The following is a 23089-nucleotide window of genomic DNA, read 5'->3' as shown; positions in this document are numbered from 1 at the left end:
GCCCGGCTCGCCACACACCGAGCCCTCCACACACCGACGAAGCGCCCGCACCTCACACCCCCGGCGCCGCACCACGTCTTCACCGGGCGCGCCGTATCAGCGCGCCCACCCCCATCCATGCCTCCAACTCCGGTGCCGCGCACCGTGACTGACGGCGCGTCGCGCCTGTCGGACCGATCAGACCGCGCCATCAACCGAACCTTCTCGGCCGACTTTCCAGCCGGCGCCCGCCGCTATCCGACCGCGGCGAACTCGTCGAAGGCCTCGTCCTCACAGTCCACCGGCAGGATGCCCGTGCTGTGCTCATATTCCGTACGTGCTGTCTCCAGCAGCCGGCGCCATGACGTCACGGTCGGGCGGCGACGCAGCAGCGCCCTCCGCTCGCGTTCGGTCATCCCGCCCCACACGCCGAACTCCACCCGGTTGTCCAGGGCGTCGGCCAGGCACTCCGTGCGCACCGGACACCCGGTGCACACCGCCTTGGCGCGGTTCTGCGCCGCCCCTTGAACGAACAGTTCATCCGGATCGGTAGTGCGGCAGGCTGCCTGTGCACTCCAGTCGGTTACCCAGCTCATGCTGGCGCCGTCCTCTCCCGAATCGAGGCTCCCCCACGGCGGCAAGCGGCATATTCACCGTTGCCAGTTGAGGACGTTACGGAAAGCAGGCAGGGCGCAACACCCCCTTCGGGCCCAATCTTGGATGGCCCGAACGGACTATGCGTATGCGGCAGATCACCCAACGGAGTGACCGCAGGGCATACCTCACTTAGCGCGCAAGACGGGACAGTTCACCGGCCTGACACGGGGTTTTCTTCGACGCCTGCGGTCACGTGGGGGTGCGTACCGCGGGGAGAGGGGGTTGACGAACTCGGGCGTAACCGTTCGGCTGTGGTAGCTGAGGACAGGCTAAACGAACACGTGCGCCCCTGTCCGGCGGATTGAGAACGTAGGCTGCCCTCATGCCTAAGAAGCGCGATGGCGGAGGTCTGTCCAAGACGCAGCAGGCCGCCAAGTTCCTCGGTGTCAGCGTCCTGGCCGGAGCGGTACTCGCCGGTCTTGCGCTCCCTGCGGCCGGGGCACTCGGTCTGACCGCCAAGGGATCGGTCGAGGGCTTCGACGACATCCCCGCGAACCTCAAGACACCGCCGCTCAGCCAGCGGACCAGGATTCTGGACGCGAAGGGCGGCGAGATCGCCAAGGTCTACTCCCGTGACCGCACGGTCGTCGGCCTCAACGACATGTCGCCGTACATCCGGAAGGCGATCGTCGCGATCGAGGACGCGCGCTTCTACGAGCACGGTGCCATCGACATGAAGGGCATCCTGCGGGCGGTCAACAAGAACGCCCAGTCCGGCGGCGTCTCCCAGGGCGCCTCGACGCTTACCCAGCAGTATGTGAAGAACGTCTTCATCGAGGAGGCCGGCAACGACGCGGACAAGGTCGCGCAGGCCACCCAGCAGACCCTCGGCCGCAAGGTCAGGGAGCTGAAGTACGCGATCCAGGTCGAGAAGGAACTGGGCAAGCGCAAGATCCTTCAGAACTACCTCAACATCACGTTCTTCGGCCAGCAGGCCTATGGCGTCGAGGCGGCCGCCCAGCGCTACTTCAGCAAGCACGCCAAGGACCTGAATCTGGGGGAGTCGGCGCTGCTGGCCGGCATCGTGCAGTCGCCCACCCGCTACGACCCGGTCAACGCCCCGCAGGAGGCCACCCGGCGGCGCAACACCGTCCTCCAGCGGATGGCCGATCTGAAGGACATCACCCAGGCGCAGGCCGACGCGGCCGCCAACAAGCCCATAAAGCTGGCGGTCAGCCGCCCCAAGAACGGCTGCATCACCGCCACCGACGGCGCCGGCTTCTTCTGCGACTACATCCGCAAGGTCTTCCTCAACGACAAGCACTTCGGCAAGAGCCGGAAGGCCCGCCTCCAGCGCTGGGACGAGGGCGGTTTGACCATCCGCACCACCCTCGATCCGCAGTCCCAGAAGTCGGTCCAGGCCTCGCTGAAGGACCATGTCTACGAGGACGACCCGGTCGCCGGTGCCGCCACCATCGTCGAGCCCGGCACCGGCAAGATCCTCGGCATGGGCCAGTCGCGGCCGTACGGCTTCGGCGAGAACCAGACCGTGATCAACCTCTCGGTCGATAACAACATGGGCGGCGGCGCCGGCTACCAGCCCGGGTCGACCTTCAAGCCGGTGATCGCGGCGGCCGCGCTGGAGCAAGGCACGAACCCGGAGCAGGAGTACCCCTCGCCGTACCGGATGCCGTACCCGAGCCCGGTGCAGACCTGCGACGGCGAGTGGCAGGGCAGCGCCATGACGCAGAACGAGAACCGGGAAGAGGTCGGCCCGTACGCCATGAAGGAGGCGACCGCGAAGTCGGTCAACACCTACTTCGTGCAGCTGATCAGCGATATGGGCGTCTGCCCCGCGGTGAAGATGGCCCAGAAGATGGGCATCGAGCGGGCGGACGGCAAGCCGCTGGAGCAGGTCCCGTCGATGACGCTCGGTGTGCAGGAGATGTCGCCGCTGACCATGGCGGCCGGGTACGCGGCGTTCGCCAACGGCGGTGAGTACTGCTCCCCCGTCGCCATCGAGTCGATCACCGACGCCCGGGGCCGGGCGCTGAAGGTCCCGCAGACCAGCTGCCGCAGCGCGATGTCCAAGAGGACCGCCGACACGATCAACACCCTCCTCAAAGGCGTCGTCGAGGACGGCACCGGCAAGGAAGCCGGCCTCCAGGGCCGGGACAGCGCCGGCAAGACGGGTACCAGCGACAGCCGCTACGCCGCCTGGTTCGTCGGCTACACCCCGAACGCGGCCGGCGCGGTCTGGGTCGGCGACCCGTTGCACAAGCGGAAGATGTACGACATCAGCATCGGCGGGGTCCCGCACGACAAGGTCTACGGCGCCGACACCCCCGGCCCCATCTGGCGCGATGCGATGAGCGGCGCCCTCGCCGACCGGCCCGCGCCCGAGCTGCCCACCGTCCCGATCGACGACCCCGCCAAGGAGCGGCCCCAGGGCGACGACAAGGGCCACGGCAAGCCCAAGCCCGGCCGGGGCCCCGGCGGCGACAACAAGCCGGGCGGCGGCTGGCACATTCCGGGCTTCCCCGACATCCTGGGTGGCGGCAACGGCGGCTGACAGACGGCCGATTGGCCCGTACGGCAACGGCTGAGGGGCGCCCCCACCACGGGGGCCCCCCTCAGCCGTCTTTCCGGGACTCGGTCCGGCCGCTCAGCCGGCCAGCAGCTTCTTCACCACCGCGGCCACCCGGCCACCCTCGGCGCGGCCAGCCACCTGAGGGTTGACGATCTTCATGACGGCGCCCATCGCCCGCGGGCCCTCGGCACCGGCGCCCTTGGCCTCGGCCACGGCCGCCGCGACCAGCTGCTCCAGCTCGTCATCGGTCAGCTGCTTGGGCAGATAGTCCGCGAGCACCTCGCCCTCGGCGCGCTCCCGGCCGGCCTGCTCGGCACGGCCGCCCTGCTCGAAGGCGTCCGCGGCCTCCCGGCGCTTCTTCGCCTCCCGCGCGATGATCTTCTCGACCTCGCCGTCGGACAGCTCACGCGCCTCGGTGCCCGCGACCTCCTCCTTCTGGATCGCGGTCAGCGTGAGACGGAGGGTGGAGGAGCGCAGCTCGTCGCGCGCCTTGATCGCGACGGTGAGGTCGTCCTGAAGCTTGGACTTGAGCGTGGTCATGCCGTTGAGTATGCCTCCCCCCACCGACAACCGCCGAGCCTTTTCCTCCCGGCCCGCCGCGCCCGCCGCACGACGGGGCCGTTCCGCCGCTGCATGCACCCCCCGCACTCTGCGACGATGGGACGCATGCGCGCGCGATACGGAGTACCCCTGACCCTGACCGCAGTCGGCGCGGCCGGCCTGGCCTACGCCGCCGGCTTCGAAGTCCGCTCGTTCCGCCTCCGGCGCGTCACCGTGCCCGTACTGCCCCGCGGAATGCGGCCGTTGCGCGTCCTCCAGGTCTCCGACATCCACATGGTCAGCGGGCAGCGCAAGAAGCAGCGCTGGCTCCAGTCGCTCGCCGGGCTGCGCCCCGACTTCGTCATCAACACCGGCGACAACCTCTCCGACACCGAGGGCGTCCCCGAGACCCTGGACGCGCTCGGCCCGCTGATGGAGTTCCCCGGCGCCTACGTCTTCGGCTCCAACGACTACTACGGTCCCAAGCTCCGCAACCCTGCCCGCTACCTCATCGAGCGGGCCCAGGGCCGGCACGGCCTCAACGGCAACGCGCCCGCCGTGGGCGTCGTCCACAACCCGTGGGAAGAACTGCGGGACGCGTTCGACGCGGCCGGCTGGGTCGGCCTGTCCAATTCCCGCGGCCGCCTGAAGCTGGACGGCATCGAGATCGCCCTGACCGGCCTGGACGACCCGCACATCAAGCGGGACCGGTACGCCGAGGTGGCCGGTGGCCCGGAATCCGGCGCGGATCTCTCGCTGGCCGTCGTCCACGCCCCCTACCTGCGCTCGCTGGACGCCTTCACCGCCGACGGCTATCCGCTGATCCTGGCCGGGCACACCCATGGGGGCCAGCTCTGCATCCCCTTCTACGGCGCCCTCGTCACCAACTGCGACATCGACACCGACCGGGTGAAGGGTCTGTCCACCCACACCGCCGCCGGCCACACCTCATACCTCCATGTCTCCGCCGGCTGCGGCACCAACCGCTACACCCCGGTCCGCTTCGCCTGCCCCCCGGAGGCGACGCTGCTGACCCTGACGGCGCGGGACTGACGGCTCAGGGCTGAACTCAGGGACGGGAACGCAGGGGCGGGGACTCAGCGGCGGGGACTCAGGGGCGGGGCCGGAACCGGCCCGCGGGCGGGGCACCGGGGGCGACTCGCGGATTTGCCGGATCGGGTCTCCCCGCCCGCTGATCATCCCCCCTAACGTGGAGGAATGTCCGACCCCACCCGGACCTCGCAGTCCACGCGCCACGCCACCGACCCCGCCGCTGCCGCCGCCCGCACCCCGGCCGCGGCAGTCGCCCCCACGATCCGCCGCCCCCTGGCGGCCGCCTTCCGCACCGGCCTCGCCGCGGCCGCCCTGACGGGCCTGGTCCTCGCCGCCGTCGGTGACCCCGCCCCGGCCCACCTCCTCGCCCGCTTCACCGTGCAGGCCAACCTCGCCGTGGCACTGGTCTCCCTCTGCTCCGCCCACCGCGCCTGGTCCGGCCGCCGCTCCGTGAGCCCCCGCCTCACCGGCGCGCTCCTCTGCTTCCTCGCCCTCCCCGCGCTCGTCCACTACGCCCTCCCCGCCGGCGACACCACCGCCTTCACCCTGCCGGCCACCGGCACCCCCACCGCCACCCAAGCCCTCTCCCACCACCTCCTCTACGGCCTCACCCCGCTCGCCGCCCTCGCCGACTGGCTGCTGCTCACCGCCCCCCGCGGCTTCCGCCTGGCCTGCGCCTGGCAGTGGCCGGCCTACCCGCTCCTCTACCTCGCGTTCGCCCTCGCCTTCCCCGCCACGGCCGGTGCCCCGCCCCCCACCGTCACCACCGCCCTCACCCTCGCTCCGGCGGTCTGCCTGCTCCCCTTGATCGCCGTCGGGATCGACCAGGTCAGGCCCTCTCCCCGGCTCCACAAGAACCGGATTTCACCTACAGGGATCAGTCCGCTAAAGTAGAGCTCGTTGCTTCGGGGTGTAGCGCAGCTTGGCAGCGCGCTTCGTTCGGGACGAAGAGGTCGTGGGTTCAAATCCCGCCACCCCGACTGAAGAAACAACGTCAGGCCCGGCCTTCCGTCAAGGAAGACCGGGCCTGAGGTGTTTCCTGGGGCAGCTCGTGAGCGGGCGGGAAGCGGATCTTGGCTGCACGCGGGCCGGTGCCGCCCGCTGATGCCCCTTCAGGGGCTTTTCCCCGGCCCGGCAGACGCGACATCGGATGTGATCCGGGCCACAGATAACGGTGTGCCCGTGGTGCCGGACGCCTCGGCAGGGCTGCTCCTGGGCTCCACCTCGCCCATGGACGGGCCGGCGGCGGGCTCGCCCGTGCCGTGCGGCAGGAACTACGCCGCGCCGTTCGCCACCGGTCCCTCCCCTGTGAGGACCGGTGCCGAACGGCGCGGGCGGCGATGATCCGCGCCCCCCGTACCGGCGCGGATCCAGGAAGGGCCGGACCCGTGGTCGACGCGGCAGCAATCCGGTGGGGACCGTTTTCCACAGTTCCCTCGCGTGAGCGCGCCAGGACCCTCACCACCGGCTCGTGACTCCGGCGGAGAATGACCGCGAACGTGCATCAGGAGTGGTCTCCGAGCGCTGAGCCGGTGAGCTGTCCGGGTGGGCCCGGTTGCTGCGCCGCTGCGACGGGATCCTGCCAGCTGGGGGTCCCGAAGAGGAGGTTCCGGTCTTGGGAGGACGGTGTCTCCACAGGTCAGCCAGCTAAGGTGAGTTTTCCGGTCCGGATGTCCAAGTGCGGGGGACGTAGGGGGTGGAGCCTTGAGTTCCGACTCAGGGGCACGTACAGCCTTCGCGGAACGTCTCGCGCTGCTGTACAGGGAAGCCGGCAACCCTCCGCTCAAGAAGGTGGCCGAGGCGGTCGTCCGGCTGCAGCGGGTCGACGAACGAGGGCGCCCCGTGCGGGTGTCCGTGCAGCGGATCAGCGACTGGCGACGGGCCAAGAACGTACCCGCTCAGTTCGCCGCGCTCGCCGCCGTGCTGCACATCCTGATCCCGCAGGCGCGACGGCTGCGGCCCACGCCGGTGTCCCCGGGGCTGTACGACCTGGCGCAGTGGCAGCGGCTGTGGGAGCGCGCGGTCGCCGGGCCGGCCGGCGACCGTGCCGCGGGACCGGCACAAGTGGAGGAACGCCCTCCGGTCGATGCCGCGGCCGTCCCCGGAGTGTGCCCGTACCGGGGGCTGGCTTCGTATCGTCAGCAGGACGCCGGGTGGTTCTTCGGGCGGGAGCGGAGCACGGAGGCCCTCGTCGCGCAGCTGCGCACGGCGGAGGAGACCGGTGGCCTGGTCATGCTGGTGGGCGCCTCGGGGGCGGGAAAGTCCTCCCTGCTGAACGCCGGGTTGGTACCCGCGTTGCAGAACGGCGCACCGGGTGACGAGAACAGCCCGAAGCGGGAGGTTCTTCAGTTCGTGCCGGGCGGCGATCCGCTCGCGGAGCTGGCCCGCCGGATCCCCGGGCTGGCCGAGGTCCTCTCCGCCGCGGCGGGCTCGGTGGCGACGGAGCCCGGCACTCCGCACTTCGCGCACGCGGTGCGGGAGGCCGCCAGGGCATGGGCGGAACGCGAGGCATCCTCCTCCGCCGCCCGTCCGGTCGTGATCGTGGACCAATTCGAGGAGGCCTTCACCCTCTGCTCCGACGAAGCGGCCACGCGCGCCTTCATCCAGACCCTGCACGCCGTGTGCACGCCCTCCGGCTCGGGTGACCCGGCCCCCGTGCTCGTCGTCCTCGGCATACGGGCCGACTTCTACGAGCAGTGCCTCGGGCACCCCGAACTGGCCGATGCGCTCCAGCACCGGCACATGGTGCTCGGGCCGCTGACCACCGCCGAGCTGCGGGAGGCGGTGACCGGCCCGGCCAAGGCCGTGGGCCTGGAACTCGAACCGGGGCTGACGGAACTGATCGTCCGGGAAGTCAGCGCCGACGGCGCCGGCGGGGCGCATGACGCGGGGGTACTGCCGCTTCTCTCGCACGCCCTGCTCGCCACCTGGCAGCGGCGGAAGGCGGGACGGCTGACGCTGGCCGGCTACCGCGCGGCGGGCGGCATCCAGGGAGCGGTGGCGGCGACCGCCGAGCGGGCCTGGTCCGGCCTCGACCCGACGGCGCGTACGGCCGCGCGGCTGCTCCTGCTCAGGCTGGTCCGGCTGGGAGAGGACACCCAGGCCACCCGTAGGCGGGGAAAGCGTCACCAACTGGCGAATGAGTCGACCGACCCGGGCAAGACGGAGGAGTCGCTCGAAGCGCTGGTGCACGCCCGGTTGGTGACCCTCGACGCGGAGGCGGTCGAGATCACCCATGAGGCGCTGCTGCACGCCTGGCCGCGCCTGCGCGACTGGATCGACGAGGACCGGAACGGCAATCTGCTGCGTCAGCGGCTGGAGGAGGACGGCCGGGCCTGGGAGGACTCGGGCCGCGACACCTCCATGCTCTACCGGGGCTCCCGTCTGGAGCAGGCGCGCACCTGGGCCGACTCCGCCGGTGACACGTTTCTGACCCGCAGCGCGGTGGAATTCCTGGCCGCCTCGGTCCGGCTGCGCAAGCGCACCGTCCTGCTCAGCCGTGGTGCGGTGGCGGCGCTGGTGGTCATGACGCTGCTGGCGGTCGGTTCGGCGGTGATCGCGCGGCAGCAGCGGGACGACACCGTTTTCGAGCAGGTGCTCGCCCAGGCCGACCGCGCCCAGTACACGGATCCGTCCCTGTCCGCGCAACTCGATCTGGTGGCACACGGCTTGCGGCCCGACGACGAGGGCACGAACAACCGCTTGATCTCGATGGTGAACGCACCGCTGGCCACCCCGCTGCTGGGCCACACCGGCGCCGTCTACCTCACCTCGTTCAGCCCGAACGGACGGTTCCTGGCCACCGCCAGCTACGACCGGACCGTGCGCCTGTGGGACGTGGCGGACCCGACGCGCCCGAAACCCCTGGGCAAGCCCCTCACCGGCCACACGAGTTGGGTGAGCACCGCGGTCTTCAGCCCGGACGGCCGCACCCTCGCCAGCGCCGCGGACGACGGCACGGTGCGGCTGTGGGACGTACGGGATCCCCACCATCCGCACGGGCTCGGGGCGCCGTTGTCCGGTCACCACGGCACGGTCTTCCTGCTCGCCTTCAGCCCCGACGGGCGGACGCTGGCCAGCGCCGACGAGGATCACACCGTGCATCTGTGGGACGTCCGCGATCCCCGGCGGCCGAAGACGCTCGGCACCCTGACCGGCCCCACCGCCGCCGTACGCTCGGTGGCGTTCAGCCCCGACGGGCGGACGCTGGCGGCCGGCGGCGATGACAACACGGTCCGGCTGTGGGACATGGCCGACCGGCGGCATCCGAAGCGGATCGGCGGCGGGCTGACCGGGCACACGGACACGGTGCACTCCGTGGCCTTCAGCCCCGACGGCCACACGCTCGCCAGCGGCAGCTCGGACAACACCCTCCGGCTCTGGAACGTGTCCTCCCCCCGTCACGCGGAACCGCTCGGCGCGCCGCTCACCGGACACACCGGCCCCCTGTGGTCAGTGGCCTTCAGCCCCGACGGCAACATGCTCGCCGCCGGCAGCGCGGACAGCACGGCGAGCCTGTGGAACGTCAGCGATCCGGCGTACCCGTCGCAGGTCGGCGAGCCGCTCGCGGGCAGCAGCGGTGAGATGTACGCGGTGGGTTTCAGCCCCGACGGGCGGACCCTGGCCACGGGGAGCGGCGACAGCAAGGTCCGTCTCTGGTCGATTCCGACATCCAACATGGTCGGCCGGATCGGCGCGTTCCGCCCGGACGGGCAGGTGCTCGCCACGGGTGCCCGCGACCGCAGGGTGCGGCTGTGGAACGTGCAGCGTCCCCACCGGCCCGTGGTGCTGGGCAAGCCGTTCGTGCCCGGCAAGGGCGATGTACGTTCCCTGGCGTTCTTCCCCGACGGCCGCACCCTCGCGGTGCTGATGGGAAGCCAGGCCGTGGAGCTGTGGAACGTCACCGACCCGGCGCATCCGGTCCGCTACGGGAAGCCCGCCACGCTGCGGACCCGCTTCGTGGGCCCGGACGCGCTGGCCATCAGCCCCGACGGGCGCACGCTGGCGACCGCGTACGAGGACCACACCATCCAGCTGTGGGACGTCAGCGCGCCGTCCCGCGTCCGTCCGCTCGGCGGGCCGCTCACCGGGCACAAGGGGTACGTCAACTCCCTCGTCTTCAGCCCGGACGGGCGCACGCTCGCCAGCGGCAGCGCGGACGACACCGTACGGCTCTGGAACATCACCGACCCCCGTCATGCCGTCCTCTTCGGCGCGCCGCTCACCGGGCACCTGGGACCCGTCAACGCGCTCGCCTACAGCCCGGACGGGCGCACGCTGGCCAGTGGCAGCGACGACGACACCGTACGGCTCTGGAACACCACCGACCCCCGTAAGGCGACCCGGCTGGGCTCCCCGCTCAGGGGCCACACCGAGGCGGTGGTGTCGCTGACGTTCAGCAAGGGCGGCCACACCCTGGCGAGTGGCGGGAACGACAACACGGTCCGGTTCTGGGATGTCACACCACCGTCCGGGGCCACGCCCATCGGACAATCGACCAGCCCCAACGCCAAGACCGGCAATTTCCTGTCGTTCAGCCCGCAAAGCCGCATGCTCGGGGTGTCGAGCGGCGCCGGAACCGTCCGGCTGTGGAACCTGGACGCCGACAAGGCCATTCGCCGCATTTGCTCGACCACCCGGGGCGTGCTGACACCGGAGAAATGGCGCGAGTATCTGCCCCATCTCGCGTACGCGCCCCCGTGCGACAAGTAACGGATCCGGTGCCCCTGTCGAGCGGCAGGGGCCCGGCGCCGGACGGGGCGGCGTTGGGCCTGGCCGGCCGGACGTCCCGGCCGACCACGGCCCTCCGATTCCCGCTCCGACGGACCGCGCCACGTGACTCCAACCACAACTCTGCATTCCACTTCAGCAGTTAGCTCCCACCGCGCGGTCAGCCTTGCTACTCTTGGCCATAGCCCGATCGCTGGTGCATCCCCCGTCGCCAGCGATCGGGCGCTTTCATGCCCTGACCCCATTGCGAGGCGCTTTGGGCGTCGGAAGGGATCGGAAGGGAACCGACCGGAGACCCGAATTCCGGACAAGGGGCCTCTTGGGGGAAATGGTCGCGAGTTCAAATACCGTTACCGTCACTCAAGAAACAACGGCCGAGCCGCCCGATTTCCCCGCACGCAAACCGAAGCCGAGGCCAGGAATCTCCCGGTGTCTCCCGGCACTCCGCCCGCACCCGCCCCCTTGGCTTCCTCCCTCCCCGGCACTCCTGAAGCCGCCCGCCATGGCGGCGCATGCGCCTCCTCACTCGTCAACACCTCTTGAGGAGTCATAAGGTGGGGCCGTCCGGCGGGGACGAGCCGGCCAGGGCACCAGGGAATGGAACGGTGAACACCCATGGCAGTGGCGTACGAGCGGATCGCGGAAGAGCTCCGCGCGGCGATCCGTGCGGGTGAGCTGAAGCCCGGGGACAAGCTGCCGGCCGAGTCGAAGCTCGCCGAACGGTTCCGGCGCAGCGTGCCGACCATCCGCGAGGCACTCCGCGCCCTCCGGGACGAAGGGCTGATCGAGAAACAGCACGGCCGCGGCAACTTCGTCCGCCGGCCACGCACCCCGGCACGGCGCTCGAACCTCCGCCACCAGTGGGAGAAGGGCCGGGCCCGCGAGCCGCTGGCGGAACGGGCCCAGACCGGCGCCACCGAGCACGACACCGGCCTGACGGTCGACGACCTGGTCTTCCATGCGTCGTACCGCAAGATCGAGGCGAGCCTGGACCTCGCCGAAGCCTTCGGCCTCCCCGAGGGCACCGCCCTCCTCGAACGCACCTACCGCACCCGGTACGCGGCCGAGAACGCGCCCTTCAGCCTGGTGACCTCGTATCTGGTCCACGACCTGATCGCGCGCAACCCCGCTCTTCTCGACGCGTCGAACGAGCCGTGGCCCGGGGGATCGCAGAGCCAGCTCTACAGCGTCGGCATCGAGCTCGACCGCGTCGAGGAGCGCGTCACCGCCCGCCCGCCGACGCCGGAGGAAGCGGCGGAGCTGGAACTTCCGCCCGGCACCTCGGTCCTCGCCCTCCGCAAGACCTCGATCGACATCCACGACCGGGTCGTCGACGTCTCTGACGTCGTGCTGCCCGGCGACCGCACGGAATTGCTGTTCACCACTCCCCTGGAAAGGTGGTGAGTGCCGTGCGCCGGCGCATCATCATCGTCACCGCCGTCCATCCGCCCTCGGCACACTTCCTGCCGGACGCCTACCGGTCGCTCCGCCAACAGGAGCTCCCCGACGGATGGGAATGGCACTGGGTCATCCAGGAGGACGGCACGAGCGACGCGGTCGCCCCCCATGTCCCCGACGACGAGCGGGTGACGTTCCGGCAGGGGCGGGCCGGCGGCCCCGGCGTCGCCCGCACCATCGCCCTCGCGCACGCCGAGGGCGAGTACCTCAAGGTCCTGGACGCCGACGACCAGTTGGCCCCCGGTGCGCTGGCCCGTGACCTGGCCGCCCTGGAAGGCGACCCCGGCCTCGGCTGGGCCACCTCCCGCGTCCTCGATCTGCTGCCCGACGGCTCCACCGCCGGCTTCCCCGGCGACCCCGAGCCCGGCCCGATCGAGCGCGGAGCCGTGCTCGACCACTGGAAGGCGAACGGCTTCCGCGCCCAGGTCCACCCAGCGACCCTCTTCATGCGCCGCGACCTGGTGCTCGCCCTCGGCGGCTGGATGGCCCTGCCGGCCTCGGAGGACACCGGCCTGCTGCTCGCCCTCAACGCCACGAGCCGCGGCTGGTTCTCCTCCGAGGTCGGCCTCCACTACCGCAAGTGGCCCGGCCAGGCGACCAGCCAGCCCTCCCACACCGAAACCGCCGAACGCGAAGCCCGCATGGCAGTAGTGGAGGCCAGGGCACGGGAGCTGGGGCGGTTGGGGTGGGGGTATCGGGGGGTGGGGTGAGGGGCTGCTGGTTGCGCGGCACCGCTTGTGCCGTCTCAGGGCAGAGACCGAGGCGTCGCTGCGGCTATCAACCACATCAGCTACCTGAAAATGGCCAACAATGTGACACTCCGCTTTCTTACGGCGGCGGGTGAAGTGCCACGCATTACGGGGCCTATCAAGACCTATCGCTCCCTGCGAACGCGCTGATTTCGGCCCTTGGTTCCACATGATGCTTGCCCGTACAGCCTCGGAGTCCATACGTTGCGGCGCGATCAAGACGGCATGGTGGGGGACCAGTGGGGCAGGTCAAGGGCGAAACGGGCGCGGGCGCGCCTGTGTTGAAGGTCAGCGGGCTCCGCTACGAAGTCGCTGATCGTGTGCTGCTGGATGGCGTGGACCTGCAAGTCTGTGCGGGGGAGTCGGCTGCGGTGGTGGGGCCCAGCGGCAGCGGTAAGAGCACGTTGCTCGGCTGCGTGCTGGGACTGGTTCGTCCGGCCCAGGGAAAAGTTGAAGTAGCGGGGCAAGATCTCGTACGTATGCGGCAACGGGCTCTGGAGCGGCATCGCAGCCGGTATATGGGCGTGGTCTTCCAGTTCGGTGAATTGTTGCCCGAACTGACTCCGGTGGAGAACGTGGCGCTGGCGGCGCTGCTGGGTGGAACCCCGAGCGACCAGGCCTACGAGCGCGCGGAGATTCTCCTCCGTGACCTGGGGGTGCCGTACGGCGGGGCGCCGACAGGCCAGCTCTCGGGCGGTGAGCGGCAGCGCACGGCCGTGGCACGAGCCTTGATCAATCAGCCGGCCGTCCTGCTCGCGGACGAGCCGACAGGAGCCCTGGACCGTGCCACCCGTGACAGCGTCACACAGCTTCTGTTCGATGTTCCCAAGCGCTGGGACTGCGCCCTGGTTGTGGTCACCCATGACTTCGAAGTGGCCGACCGAGCTGACCGTTGTCTGGAGCTCACGACTGCGGCGCTCGTGCCGCGTAAGGCGGGGGACCGCTCATGAAGCGCCGTTCGCTGTCGTGGCAGTTGCTACGGATGGGGCGGGCGGCGGGGCAGCGGGCCGGTGACGGCCGAGTCCGGACGATCGCACTGCTGCTGGCCACCGCCCTCCTGGCAATCGGGCTGACAGCGGTGGCCGCAACGTACGCCGTGTACGACGGAATCGAGCAGCGCACCGCCCACCGCAGCCTGCTTTTCCATGACGCCTTTCCCGCCCGCCCTGCCGTGGCGCTGGCCAAAGCCGATTTTGACGAGATCGAGGGCCGGCAATTCAGCCTGGTCTATGTGCGTCCGCTGTCCTCTCATACCGCGCTGCCGCCGGGCGTCGACCGCCGGCCTGCTCCGGGCGAGGCGGTGCTCTCCCCGGAACTGATGCGTCTCCTGCGGTCGGAAGGTGCCCTGAACCGATACGGCAAGGTCATCGGAACGATTCGTGGCGCAGGTCTGGCCAACCCTGGTGAGCGATACGCCTACGTCAACCCCACGGACCGGCAATTCGACAAGAAGAGCGCCTACCCCATCGTCGGCTTCGGCGACGGCGGCATGCCTACCGGGGATGTGCGGTTCATCGCCGATCGCGGCAAGTTCCTGACGGCCCTGTACCTGATTCTGCTGCCCACTGCCGCGCTCGCCCTCGTCGCGGTACGCATGGGCTCTGCGGGCCGGGACAAGCGCACGGCACTTGTCAGCGCCCTGGGCGGCGGGCGGCGGCATCGCGCTCTGCTCAACCTCGGTGAGGCCGCGGTCCCTGTAATGGCCGGTGCCGTGCTGGGAACGCTGCCCGCCTTGTCGATGACAGCCTTCGGCGATACCCGGTTGCCCTGGATCAATTATTGGCTGTCGGCAACGGACCTGCGGCAGTGGTGGGGGGCGATCGTCCTCGCCGGTCTCGCAGCCTTGGCCGGAATGCTCCTGCTCGTGTGCCTTGTGCACCGCCGGGTAACACGAAGGAGGTCACGGTCGACGCGGCTGGCCGTCCACACGGGCCGGGCCGTTCGATGGGCGGCTTTCGCCTGCCCGCTTCTTCTCTTCGCCACCGTGTGGGGGCCGGCGCAGCTGGACCCGTCGCACTACGCCGACCTGCGAATGAAGCTCTACAACACCGGCGTGGTAGCGGTGATGGCGACCTTACCGTGTGCGGTCGCGGTCGTTGCCGCGGCGCTGGGGCCACTGCTGGCTCGTTGGTCGCGGCGGACCGGCGATGTGGGGGCTCTGATCTCCGGCCGGCACACCGCCGCGCACCCGGGAGTCACCGCACGCTTGGTGGCCGGAGTCGGAATCGCCTTGGTGTTGGTCTCTCAAGTGCAGCTGAAAAATGCCCAGTTCGGCGAAAACACGCGGGCGGCAGAAGCCACCGCGAACCGTGTCGGCCACAGCGTGTTGCTCGCGAACTTCTCCGATCAGCTTCCCCCCGACCGGGTGGGCGACGTACTCAGCCACCTTCCGGCAGGGGTGGAGACCTTCGCCGTGTACCGGCCGAAGAACCCGAGTGCCTCAGCCCCCGCCCGTATCCAGGGCCCCTGCCACACCTTGCGCATTCTTCAGCTCCGCTGCCCGTCAAGGCCCGTGATCGTCTCCTCACGGGTCGCGGACCAGCGTCTGGTGGAAACCCTCCGCTGGGTCAGTCCGGTGGTGGACCGGTTCGAGGTACAGCAAGGTCCGGCGCTTCCTGGCAACTCCTCTGCCGCGCCCGAGAAGCTCGTCCTCGTTGCCTCCGATGGCAAGAACCTCCCGCAGGCGGAGATCAAGCAGTTGCTGAGGGACTCGCTCCCGGTCGCTTCCGCAGGTGCGGATGCTCCGGGTGCCGAATGGCTCGTAGGCGCCAGGGAGTCCGTCGCGCACGGCAAGTGGGTCATCTTCTTCGGCGTGCCCGGAGTCCTGATCGTCGCACTGGCCGTCGCCCTCGCCAACCTTGCCGAATTCCTGAGATTCAGCCGCAAGGTCGCACCACTCAGCGTCCTCACCGGAAAGCGGACGGTCTACTACTCGACGGCGGCGTGGGCGCTGCTCATGCCCTTGCTGGCGGCGATCGCGACGAGCGTGATCGCCGCCAGCTGGCTCGCAGCTCCCCAGGAAAGAGCCGCGGACGGCGTTGAACTCTCGGGCCACGTGCTCGCCACCACGTCCAGTGCACTCGCCGTCCTGGCCCTCCTTACCTGGTGGTGGGGCGCAAGAGCGGCCGTACGCGAGTCGAGCCGGTGGCGGCCCTATGGCGAATGACATACCGCCGTCTCAAGGCCCGCGGACGACAGTTGGCTGCGGTGCACAGGACCCCGCCCGCCACAACATTCCCCGCCAACGGGACAGGCAGGACTGTCTCTGTCGCTCGGAGACCACAGCCGTGCAGCGCGCTGCCTTACGCATCGCTGTGACCCTGACCGCAGCTGCGGCTGTGCAACAGCTACTCCTCGCCATCGGCCTGGGAGGCTGGCTGCCGGGCTGGCAGCCTTGGCCCTACCTCTTGGGTGCCGCGCCGGCGTGGCTGATCGCTCGGCCGTACTGGCCACGAGCTCTCGGCTCGTGGCCAGTCTGGTCGAAGTGCGTGACCCTGCTGCGGCGCGTGCCCGTATGGGCATTCGTCACAGCGGTGCTGTCTTTGGCTGTAGGCGTGTGGGCAGCACTCCAGGACGACGAGCCCTACATCGGACACGAAGAAGCGGTCTACGCGAACAAGTCACGTTCCTGGCAGGACGGCACACCAGACGCAGGGTGGGGGGTCTACCGGCCCATCGGCCTCCCGGCCCTCGGGCGTATCGCCCTCGCCCTGCACGACGACGTCGGAGCACTGCGGGCCACCACGCTCGTCCTGGCACTGCTCACGCTGAGCGTGACGTACTTCGTCGCAAGCCGCTGGACCACCCCGCGCCAGGCCGTCGTCACGATGCTGCTTCTGCTCAGCGGTCTCGGCTTCCTGCGTCGCGTGCCCGAGTTCCTCAATGACATCGGCAGCACCGGCCTTCTGCTGATCGTCGTATTCTTGCTCATACGCGCGCAGGAGAAAGCCCGATCACGAGCCCTGTTGATGGCACCGTTGGTGATCCTCGCGGCCTTCTACCTCCGTTATGGCGTGGTGGGTAATCTCCTGGCGATAGCCGTGGCAGCAGTCGTTGTATACGGCCCTCGGGCCTGGCTCGCTCATTGGCAGCAACTGACCCTCGCGGGCGCTGCCCTCCTTGCCGGCCTCGTGCCTCACTTCGTCTATGCCGTCCACGTAACCGGCTCGCCCCTCGGCGTCATTCTTTACGCGACCGAGCAAGCGGAACGCGACTTCATCGGCGACGGGCTCCTCTACTACCTGGCGATCTTCCCTTATCGCTTAGCCGGCGACCTCGGTGCCGTGGTCATGGCAGCAGGCATTGTGGTCACATGGCTCGCCATCCGCGGAATTCGCCGTACTCGTCTTGAACACAGCGCTGCCCCGCCGCGTGACGACCGTCGGCGGGCATTCTTAGGCACCGCTTCGCTCCTCATCTTCGTCGTCCTGGGCGTGGCGACCGACGGTGAGCCACGCTTCGTCTACCTCCCGGTCATACTGCTCACCGCGCTGGGCGTGCAATACATCTCCGAACTGACCGCTCGCTGGTCTCCGCAGGCGCTATTGGCCATTGCCTCACTTGCCGGTCTCACAATCTTCGGGACCACCCAGGTGGTCGCTCATGGAGCCATGCCCGGCCCCACGAGCTTGAGCCAATCCACAGTCCCCGTAGCCCGACAGCTCTCCTCCAAGGAGCCATGCCTCCTGGTCACCGGGTACGAACCCGAGGTCGGCTGGTATTCCGGATGCGACGCTGTCACTTACGCCCAGTACAGCCGGATGACCCCGCCCCTTGACACAAAGATCAGCTTCATTCTCTTCGAGCGCGGTCGCCTTCAGCCGAACGCGGCCGACCTGCAACGCCTGATCGGCTCCCACCCTCATACCAGCCGCACCATCCAGACCGACGGGCCACTCGGCACAAGCACCGTGATCACGCTTACGCTAGGGGCCAGCAATGGTCCCCGCTAAGTGATGTCCCGTAAGCAGTCTGGAAAAAGCAGGTTGAAAGCACGGGAGTTGTAAGGCCGAATTCTGTCTGCCAGGTGCGCGTCCTCAAGGCAGCCTCTCCGCATCGACCCGCGAAAAGATCAGATCGCTCTCCTCGGCCACCGGGTCCCGCCACCGCACTGCCACGCCGCCTGACCGGCGCATCGCCGCCGGATAGCTCCCCGGGGCATAGCTGTTGGGAAGGCGATAGGTGTGGAACCCGTGCTCGCGCATCGTTTTGAGGAGGGCATCGGGTGACTCCCCCAGGGCTGCCATCCGTTCAGGGGTCACTTCCACGGTGATTTCCGCGTCCGGCCGGAGGGTGTCGAGCAGGGGGGCCAAGCCGCGGATCACGCCGCCCTCAGCGCCTTCCACATCGATTTTGATCACACGGGCGGAGGCGACCTCGTCCGGGTCGAGAAGCTCGGGGAGCGGGCGTGCCTCGATCTCGTGGATGTCCTCCGCGGGGCCCCCGTACGGGACGATGCTGGCCGCCCCCATGTTGTGGGAGCTCGCGAGGATGAGGGTCACCGTCTTCCGCTCGTCGGCGACAGCGGTGTTGACGGCGCGTATGTGGTGGCAGTCGTTGAGCTCGGCATGCTGGAGGATTCTGGCGTGAAACGTCGGCGAGGCCTCGATCGCCACCACCCGGCCCTGCTCGCCGACGAGTTGTGCGGCGAGCAGACTGAAGTAGCCGACATTGGCGCCGACGTCGACATAGGTGTCGCCGGGGCGGAGCCGGCGCTTCAGCCAGTGCGTCATATGCGGCTCCCAGAGGCCGAACATATACACAAAGCGCTGGATCAGATCCTGGGTGTCCACGGCCATCGCGGCGCCGAACCGGGTGCGGACGACCCGCCGGCGGGGGTGGTCCCGTAACCACGGATTGAGGCAGCGCGTGGCGAGTGCTGATTTGCCCAGCGATCCGGGGGCGTCCCTCAGATATCCGCGTCCGAGAGTCATCAGGGTCTCCCTCAGGGGGTCCCTCGGGGTGGTGCTCATCCGTTTTCGCCCTTCCGCCGGCTTCGCTCGGCGCCGTGGTGCGCCGCTGCCTCCGTACGGGGCTTATCTCCGTGACCACGGCGCCTACTCCGCGAACGGGGGAATCGGCCACCGCTCTGGTCTGTTGTGGCCCGGCATGCCACCCTGCGCGACACCCGCGGCGTGGCCTCGGCACATGCGGTGCCCGGGCCCGCCAAGGGATATCCAGTGAACGCAGCACTGTCGCTCTGACAGACAAGGAGACGGCAATGAGCGAGTCCCATGGAGACGCGTCGCCACAGGGCGCCTTGCAGGACCGGGCCACCCCGAGCCACGGAACAGCGGTGACAGGCACCGAGGAAGCGCTCAGAGGGCGGCATACCGCGCGTGCGCGCAGTGCCGCCGAGCGCACCAGGGCCGCCTGCCGCGCGGCCGGCGTCGAAGCGGACCCGGCGGCCGTGATCGCCGTACCCACGGAGGCGGCTGCGAAGGCCGCCAATGCCCTGCGCCTGTCTGCCGACGCGCTCACCGCGCTGGCCAAGGGAGCCCCGGACCCCGCGGCCGACGCCCGTCAGGCCCGGAACGCCGCCGCTGCCTCCGTCCTCGCCGCTCAGATCGCGCAGTCCCACGGCGCCGGCCCACTCGCCGATGCCGCGTACCACGCCGCCCTCAATGCCTCGCAGGCTGCCGGTATGGCCGCGGGGAGGGACGGCATGGGCAGGAGCGAGCTGCTGAATGCCGAGGCGGAGGCGGCCGAGGCGGCCGCCGTCGCCGCTGCCGAGGCCGCGGGCTGGCGGTAGCCCGCACCGCGGCGACCGGTCCGGCACCGCTGGTCATGACATGGGCGGTGCCGGACCGGCCGGGCGTGGCGTGGCGTGGCGTGCCGGTAGCCGTCCCACCCTGATCGAACCAGCCGGTCTCCGGAGCGCAACCGTTCAGCCCTGATCGAAGGGCAGATCCAGCATCCGGATGGCGTTGCCGCGCAGCAGCTTGTACGTCACCTCGTCGGACAGGCCCGCCACATGCTCGGCCGCCACCTGCTTGGTGTGCGGCCAGGTCGAGTCGACATGCGGGTAGTCGGTCTCGAAGGTGGCGTTGTCCACGCCCACGGTCTCGATCGAGTCGACGCCGTGCTTGTCGCGGAAGAAGCAGCAGAAGATCTGCCGGTAGTAGTACGTGGACGGCGGCTCGGGGATCAGGTCCTTCACCCCGCCCCACGCCCGGTGCTCCTCCCAGACGGCGTCGGCACGCTCCAGGGCGTACGGGATCCACCCCATCTGGCCCTCGCTGTAGGCGAGTTTGAGCCGCGGGAACTTCACCAGGACGCCGCTGAACAGGAAGTCCATCATCGACGCCATCGCGTTGTTGAAGCTCAGGGAGGCCTGCACGGCGGGCGGTGCGTCGGGGGACGCCGCGGGCATCTGTGACGACGAGCCGATGTGCATGTTCACGACCGTGCCCGTCTCCTCGCACGCGGCGAAGAACGGGTCCCAGTAGCCGGAGTGGATGGACGGCAGCCCCAGGTACGTAGGAATCTCGCTGAAGGTCACCGCCCGCACCCCACGGGCGGCGTTGCGGTGGATCTCGGCGACCGCCAGATCGATGTCCCACAGCGGGATGAGGCACAGCGGAATCAGCCGGCCCCCGCTGTCCCCGCACCACTCCTCCACCATCCAGTCGTTGTACGCCCGCACGCAGGCGAGCCCGACCTCCTTGTCCTCGGCCTCGGCGAAGGTCTGCCCGCAGAAGCGCGGGAACGTGGGGAAGCAGAGCGACGCCTCGACGTGGTTGAGGTCCATGTCCGCCAGCCGGGCCTTGGGGTCCCAGCATCCGCGCCGCATCTGCTCCCGGGTGATCCCGTCCAGCGTCATCTCGTCGCGGGAGAAGCCCACGGCCGCGATGATGCGTTTGTACGGGAAGATCAGTCCCTCGTACTCCCACCAGTCCGTGATCTGGCCCTCGGGGTCCGTCGTGAACCGGTACTTTCCCCCGACGTACGCCAGCTCGCCGATGCCGGCGGTGAAGGGTTTCGGGCCCTTGTCCTGGTACTTCTTCGGAAGCCAGGTGCTGAAGAGGTGCGCGGGCTCGATCACGTGATCATCCACGCTGATGACCCTGGGAAGCTCCGCCGTGCCGCTCTGGTTGCTGATCACGCTGTACCCCCAACTGCCGGCCGGATGGTCACGCCGCCGGAAACCGATATCTGACGACCCATCAGTTCGGAGGTTATGGGCTCACCCTTCCGACGACAAGGCGGGACCGGGAACTCCACCCCTTGCGGTATCGCCCGGCGTCCGCTGAACTGACGCATCGTCAGTTCTGGTGCGCAGTCGAGGAGGGGCAGCATGCAAACGATCTGGCTCAGCGGTGCCGAGTGGTTCGCCGTCCTCCGCATCGGCCTCGGCCTGTGGTGGCTGGAGAGCTGGCGCCACAAGGACAAGAAGAGCTGGTTCGCCGGCGGCGGCATCACCTGGGCCGCCGGCATCGCCGCCGACCACCGGTGGCCCGTGATCCGCACGAGCTTCGACCGCCTGGTGAAGCCCCGCCCCCGCCTGATGGCCTACGTCGTCGCCTATGCGGAACTGGCCCTCGGCCTCGGCCTGATCGCCGGTTTCCTGACCCCGGTGGCCCTGGTCGCCGGCGCCCTCCTCAACCTGATCTACCTCGTCCTGATGATCCACGACTGGGCGGAGCAGGGCCAGAACCTGATGATGCTCCTGATCTCCCTCACCGCCCTCCTCGCCATGAGCTGGCAGACCTGGTCGCTCGATGGGGCCTGGGGGCTGTTTCTGTAGGCGGGGCGAAGGGGCGTAGGGCGGGCGTCGGGGCCGGGGCCGGGCGTCGGGGCCGGGGCCGGGCGTCGGGGCCGGGCGTCGGGCGTCGGGGCCGGGCGTCGGGGCCGGGCGTCGGGCGTCGGGGCCGGGCGTCGGGGCCGGGCGTTCCGTTTCGCCCACCCGGGCCGTGCAGGCGCCCGGGTGGGCGGATGCCGTCAGCCCTTCTCCCGCACCGTCACCGGCCGGTCGCTGTTCAGCTCGGTGAAGAGTTTTTTGGCCTGGTGGGTGTTCCACTGCACGGCGCTGCCCTTGGGGGTCTGGAGGGCGAGGTTCGAGACGGGGACGTTGAGCCGCTGGCCGTCGCCCTCGGTGACCGCCTTCATCGCCTTGAAGAGCGAGGTGAGGTTCGGCAGGCCGGTGTCCTTGTCGACGATGAGGGTGCCGAGGCCCGCGCTCATCGTCGGGTAGACGGTGGAGGGGTCGAGCAGGACGCCGGGGGTGGCGGCCTTGCGGGCGAGGGCGGCCAGGAACTTCTGCTGGTTCTGGCTGCGGCCCAGGTCGCCCTTGGCCTCCTGGTGGCGCTGGCGGACGAAGGCGAGCGCCGTGCGGCCGTCGAGCGTGTGGCAGCCCTTCTTCAGGTCCGCGCCCGACTTCTCGTCCTTGATGTCCCGGTCCAGGCACATCGGGACGCCGCCGACCGCGTTCACGATGCCGACGAAGCCGGCGAAGCCGATCTCCGTGTAGTGGTCGATGTGCACGCCCGTGTTGTGCTCGATGGTCCGGACCAGCAGGTCGGGGCCGCCGAACGAGAACGCCGCGTTGAGCTTGTTCTTCGACGCGCGGTAGTGCTTGCCGGTCTCGGGGCGGATGTGGGACGGGATGGTCACCCAGGAGTCACGCGGCAGGCTCACCATCGTCGTGCCGTGGGCGCCGGTGTGCAGCAGGATCATCGAGTCGGTGCGCCGGCCCGCGTCGGCCGAACCGCCGGTGTGCAGGTTCTTCCTGGCGCGTTCGGAGAGGCCGACGCGGCTGTCGGAGCCCACGATCAGATAGTTGGTCCCCTGGCCCTGCGGCGGACGTTTCTCGATCTTGCCGAGGTCGACCTCGCGGTGGAGCTCGGTGTCGGCCCAGACGTAGGTGCCCACGGAGCCGAGGGCCAGCACGGTGGACAGGACGATCAGCGCCCGGGTGATCCGGCGGCGCCGGCTGGGCGGGCTCGGGGCGCGTCGGCCGCGGCCGGTGTTGCCGCCCGCCGGACCCCCGGTGCGGACCGCGGGGCTCCCGTTGCGGACCGCGGGGCTCCCGTTGCGGACCGCGGGGCTCCCGTTGTCGGTGTGACCGTTGCCCAGGTATCCGTTCCCGCTCTGTCCGTTGACGATGTGACCGTTGTCGAGGTGGCCGTTTGAGTGGGGTGGGGGCACCGGGGTCTGTGGGCCCGTGTCGTACCCGTAGGGGTGGGGCGGCGGTGCCGGGTACATCTGCGGCGCGTGGTCGCCCGGGCGCCATATCTGCCCGGTGCTGATGTGCTCCTGCGCTTGGCCGTCGCGCCAGTTCCCGTCGAGCGGCCCCTCCAGCCAATCATTCATGCGCGGCAGTCTCCATGCTCGTCGGTTCTCCACCAAATAGTGTGCGGATCTGCACAAGCGAATGCGGTGAACGCGGTGAATG

16 protein-coding genes and 1 tRNA gene are annotated in these 23089 nt (G+C 69.7%); 12 read left to right on the top strand and 5 right to left on the bottom strand.

Features of this window, described 5'->3' with window-relative positions; all coding sequences use genetic code 11:
* Nucleotides 1-233: 233 nt before the first annotated feature.
* A complete protein-coding gene (locus ACZ4XD_RS16765) occupies nucleotides 234-575 on the bottom strand; it encodes a WhiB family transcriptional regulator (RefSeq protein WP_042150566.1) in 342 nt (113 codons plus the stop codon).
* A 383-nt stretch (nucleotides 576-958) separates the two neighbouring features.
* Here ACZ4XD_RS16765 and ACZ4XD_RS16760 point away from each other — a divergent pair, with 383 nt between their 5' ends.
* Nucleotides 959-3148, top strand: a complete 2190-nt coding sequence (locus ACZ4XD_RS16760) for a transglycosylase domain-containing protein (RefSeq protein WP_468042718.1) — start codon at nucleotides 959-961, stop codon at nucleotides 3146-3148.
* A 93-nt stretch (nucleotides 3149-3241) separates the two neighbouring features.
* On the opposite strand, the gene ACZ4XD_RS16755 is transcribed toward ACZ4XD_RS16760, so the two are convergent.
* Nucleotides 3242-3706 carry a GatB/YqeY domain-containing protein gene (locus tag ACZ4XD_RS16755; RefSeq protein ID WP_042150569.1) on the bottom strand — a complete coding sequence of 155 codons (465 nt, stop codon included), beginning with the start codon at nucleotides 3704-3706 and terminating at the stop codon, nucleotides 3242-3244.
* A gap of 126 nt (nucleotides 3707-3832) precedes the next feature.
* On the opposite strand from ACZ4XD_RS16755, the gene ACZ4XD_RS16750 reads away from it, so the two are divergent.
* The 9 genes from ACZ4XD_RS16750 (at nucleotide 3833) to ACZ4XD_RS16710 (ending at nucleotide 17648) form a co-directional block, all read left to right on the top strand.
* On the top strand, nucleotides 3833-4759 hold the full coding sequence (locus ACZ4XD_RS16750) for a metallophosphoesterase (RefSeq protein ID WP_181018553.1): 927 nt from the start codon (nucleotides 3833-3835) through the stop codon (nucleotides 4757-4759).
* 165 nt (nucleotides 4760-4924) lie between these two features.
* Complete coding sequence (locus ACZ4XD_RS16745; RefSeq protein ID WP_468042715.1) at nucleotides 4925-5653, top strand: Pr6Pr family membrane protein; 729 nt, start codon at nucleotides 4925-4927, stop codon at nucleotides 5651-5653.
* 12 nt (nucleotides 5654-5665) lie between these two features.
* Nucleotides 5666-5739, top strand: a tRNA-Pro gene (locus tag ACZ4XD_RS16740).
* Between the two features lie 724 nt (nucleotides 5740-6463).
* Nucleotides 6464-10471 carry an nSTAND1 domain-containing NTPase gene (locus tag ACZ4XD_RS16735; RefSeq protein ID WP_468042713.1) on the top strand — a complete coding sequence of 1336 codons (4008 nt, stop codon included), beginning with the start codon at nucleotides 6464-6466 and terminating at the stop codon, nucleotides 10469-10471.
* A gap of 633 nt (nucleotides 10472-11104) precedes the next feature.
* A complete protein-coding gene (locus ACZ4XD_RS16730) occupies nucleotides 11105-11893 on the top strand; it encodes a GntR family transcriptional regulator (RefSeq protein ID WP_468042711.1) in 789 nt (262 codons plus the stop codon).
* Between the two features lie 5 nt (nucleotides 11894-11898).
* Nucleotides 11899-12657 (top strand): glycosyltransferase family 2 protein, encoded by a 759-nt coding sequence (locus ACZ4XD_RS16725; RefSeq protein WP_468042709.1) that lies wholly within the window; start codon nucleotides 11899-11901, stop codon nucleotides 12655-12657.
* 278 nt (nucleotides 12658-12935) lie between these two features.
* Nucleotides 12936-13646 (top strand): ABC transporter ATP-binding protein, encoded by a 711-nt coding sequence (locus ACZ4XD_RS16720; RefSeq protein WP_468042707.1) that lies wholly within the window; start codon nucleotides 12936-12938, stop codon nucleotides 13644-13646.
* Entirely contained in the window at nucleotides 13643-15862 is a 2220-nt protein-coding gene (locus tag ACZ4XD_RS16715; protein ID WP_468042705.1) for a hypothetical protein, read from the top strand. Before ACZ4XD_RS16720 ends, ACZ4XD_RS16715 begins: the two co-directional genes overlap by 4 nt.
* Before the next feature lie 148 nt (nucleotides 15863-16010).
* The gene (locus tag ACZ4XD_RS16710; protein ID WP_468042703.1) at nucleotides 16011-17648 is read left to right on the top strand and encodes a glycosyltransferase family 39 protein; all 1638 of its coding nucleotides are present in this window, start codon (nucleotides 16011-16013) and stop codon (nucleotides 17646-17648) included.
* A gap of 84 nt (nucleotides 17649-17732) precedes the next feature.
* Here the strand turns inward: ACZ4XD_RS16710 and ACZ4XD_RS16705 are convergent, their stop codons facing one another.
* Nucleotides 17733-18629, bottom strand: a complete 897-nt coding sequence (locus ACZ4XD_RS16705; protein ID WP_468042701.1) for an FkbM family methyltransferase — start codon at nucleotides 18627-18629, stop codon at nucleotides 17733-17735.
* 287 nt (nucleotides 18630-18916) lie between these two features.
* Between ACZ4XD_RS16705 and ACZ4XD_RS16700 the strand changes: the two genes are divergently transcribed.
* Complete coding sequence (locus ACZ4XD_RS16700; RefSeq protein WP_468042699.1) at nucleotides 18917-19447, top strand: hypothetical protein; 531 nt, start codon at nucleotides 18917-18919, stop codon at nucleotides 19445-19447.
* A 135-nt stretch (nucleotides 19448-19582) separates the two neighbouring features.
* Here the strand turns inward: ACZ4XD_RS16700 and ACZ4XD_RS16695 are convergent, their stop codons facing one another.
* Nucleotides 19583-20800 carry an amidohydrolase family protein gene (locus ACZ4XD_RS16695; protein ID WP_468042697.1) on the bottom strand — a complete coding sequence of 406 codons (1218 nt, stop codon included), beginning with the start codon at nucleotides 20798-20800 and terminating at the stop codon, nucleotides 19583-19585.
* Nucleotides 20801-20992: 192 nt separating this feature from the next.
* Between ACZ4XD_RS16695 and ACZ4XD_RS16690 the strand changes: the two genes are divergently transcribed.
* Nucleotides 20993-21442: a DoxX family membrane protein gene (locus ACZ4XD_RS16690; protein ID WP_468042695.1), complete on the top strand. Its 450-nt coding sequence runs from the start codon at nucleotides 20993-20995 to the stop codon at nucleotides 21440-21442.
* Between the two features lie 194 nt (nucleotides 21443-21636).
* On the opposite strand, the gene ACZ4XD_RS16685 is transcribed toward ACZ4XD_RS16690, so the two are convergent.
* Entirely contained in the window at nucleotides 21637-23007 is a 1371-nt protein-coding gene (locus ACZ4XD_RS16685) for an LCP family protein (protein WP_468042693.1), read from the bottom strand.
* Nucleotides 23008-23089 lie beyond the last annotated feature (82 nt).

This window comes from Streptomyces sp. NPDC029466, assembly GCF_055574515.1.
This window is presented reverse-complemented; position numbering and strand designations above follow the sequence as displayed.